This window comes from Clostridium sp. ZS2-4 (assembly GCF_026719745.1).
Classification (GTDB): Bacteria; Bacillota; Clostridia; order Clostridiales; family Clostridiaceae; genus Clostridium_H.
This window is the reverse complement of record NZ_JAPPRQ010000032.1, coordinates 1-2,133: the sequence shown is the minus strand read 5'-3', so window position 1 is coordinate 2,133 and position 2,133 is coordinate 1. Positions and strand designations below refer to the sequence as shown.

2 protein-coding genes are annotated in these 2,133 nt (G+C 34.2%); both read right to left on the bottom strand.

Translation table 11 applies throughout. The annotated features are described in order from the left end of the window. Positions 1-390: 390 nt before the first annotated feature. On the bottom strand, positions 391-948 hold the full coding sequence (locus OIO11_RS05875) for a T6SS immunity protein Tdi1 domain-containing protein (protein ID WP_268070521.1): 558 nt from the start codon (positions 946-948) through the stop codon (positions 391-393). Position 949: 1 nt separating this feature from the next. After that, entirely contained in the window at positions 950-1,633 is a 684-nt protein-coding gene (locus tag OIO11_RS05870) for a polymorphic toxin type 15 domain-containing protein (RefSeq protein ID WP_268070520.1), read from the bottom strand. Positions 1,634-2,133: the final 500 nt, after the last annotated feature.

The following is a 2,133-nucleotide window of genomic DNA, read 5'->3' as shown; positions in this document are numbered from 1 at the left end:
ATTGTATTCATGGAGAACATTCCTTTCTTGGTCGTTGTTTGTCGTGATTCAATTATACCAAATGGAGGAATGTTCTTCTATTTTTTATGCTAGAAATACTGAAAACACAGGCTAACGCCTTAAAATATAAGTGCGAAAGTTGAGTTACTATCTTAATATAACCCCTAGAAACCAGCTACCGCTCATGCTTTCGCATGGTTTTTAGGTACAAAAACAGGAACTGGTTATTTTTATAATTCCAATTCCTGATGTTTTATTTTCTGTTAATTACATTTTTTGCATTAATTACATTTTGGTATCTTTACCTGATGCCTTAACATAAACTAGTAACAGTTTCCTACTAAAACTGAAATGACCGTTGGTAAATTCTGTTTTCTGTTGCTATGAATTTTAACAAGAAAGGACTCCTTGTATTTGAGCTATAATGCTTATATGAACTTCATACTTTACTTTTCTTAAATTATCGACACTCTCTTTCCCACCTAAACTTAACAATGGTTCATATCCAAAACATTCATCATACTGTGGTTCTCCATATTTCTCTACTGCTTCAAAATACGGATTCCATTGCCATTGTTTTTCATAATAATCATCAAAGAAAAAATCCCACTCTATTTCTTTTTTAGTCCATAGTACTTCTATTCGTTGATGACGGTAATCTACTATTCCAAAACTTCCTCTACTATTACAAACAATAATATCTCCCATACCCGTTACAAAAATCGGGATATCTTCAAACGGCATAATATATGTTTCTTCTAATAACTCTTGAATATCATCTGGATTTATTATCTTTAAATATCCATTAAATGTTGTTCCAAATCCATACTTTTCCCATATTTTTACTATATCTTCACCAACTTTATCCTTATACTTGTTAATTGTATCTTCAGTCACTTTCTCATATAACTTAAAATCACTAAATACTTTTTTCATGTATTCGTTCATACTAAATTCCTCCACACGATAATTTAATATTTAAATAGATTTTTTTCAAATCATCTTCTGATAAATCGTTATCTTTTATATATTCTCTCACTTTCTCTTCAACATTATTTGCCCTTGTTTTCCATTGTGAACCAATAGAAGAATTGATTCTCTTATCACCCATTCCAGTTACATTTTGTGGATTACCACCAGCAATTTGGTCAGGATCATGTAAGGCAGCTTGAGTTTTTAACCATTTATTAGCTTTTTCTTCTGCCTCTTTAAGTTTTAGCCCTTGCCTTTTGTATTCTTTAATTTTGTCCTTTAATGCCTCATCTCTTACCCACTTTTGTTGTGCACTTCCCTTAGGATCTCTACCACTTGGATTCTTCTTTCCAGTCAGCTTTTGTTCCTTGAGTCTATTTGCATAAGCCTCTCTATTATCAAGGTACTCATTAATTGTTAATTTATTTAATCCTTCCTCTTGACCCTTAACCTGTCTTTCAAATTCTTTTTTCAACTCTGGATCTTTACTAAACTTAGACTTCACTTTAAAACTAGGAGCCTCTATAACTGTATCCATTCGTCTATTTTCCAAATTAATTTCATTTTTAACCTTTTTAAATTCCTTTTTAAACCTACCTAAAGCCTCATAACCATTACCCAAATTGCTACCAAGCACTGATGGCTTCGGTCCTTTTTTCATATTGTTTAATGCTATTTTAGCTACCCTTNCCAAAATCAGTTAGGACAGTTTTAAAGTTTATTCCTTTGCCTTCTAATGTTTGTCTTAATATACTTTCAAATCCGTTGGTTATTCCTCCTAACAGCATTTTTGCACCTATCGCTTCACCTACTCCAAAAGGTCCAAATACTGCTCCAGAGACTGCTCCTATAAAGGATTCTCGTCCTCCAGCAGCCATATAAGAGAAAATATCACTTACCTCTCCTCGTTGTTTATCTGATATTGCTTGACTTAATACTGCAGCTGTTCCTGCCACTGCTGTTCCTGCTGCGATTGCTCCTACTACTGCTACAGCTGCTCCAGCTGTTACCGCTATTGCTACTGCTGCTACTGTTACTGCTGCTACCACTGCAAGTCCTGCTAAGACTCCTTTAGCTAGCTTTCCCCAACTAAACCCTTTCTTTTCTTCCTTAGGTGGTTCCGGTGGTGCTGGTTTTCTACCTGCTATTGGTTCATCATCA

Bases quoted from the DNA above. Each gene is read 5' to 3' on its own strand.
- OIO11_RS05875 (WP_268070521.1), bottom strand. From the start codon at position 948: ATGAACGAATACATGAAAAAAGTATTTAGTGATTTTAAGTTATATGAG.
- OIO11_RS05870 (WP_268070520.1), bottom strand. From the start codon at position 1,633: ATGAAAAAAGGACCGAAGCCATCAGTGCTTGGTAGCAATTTGGGTAAT.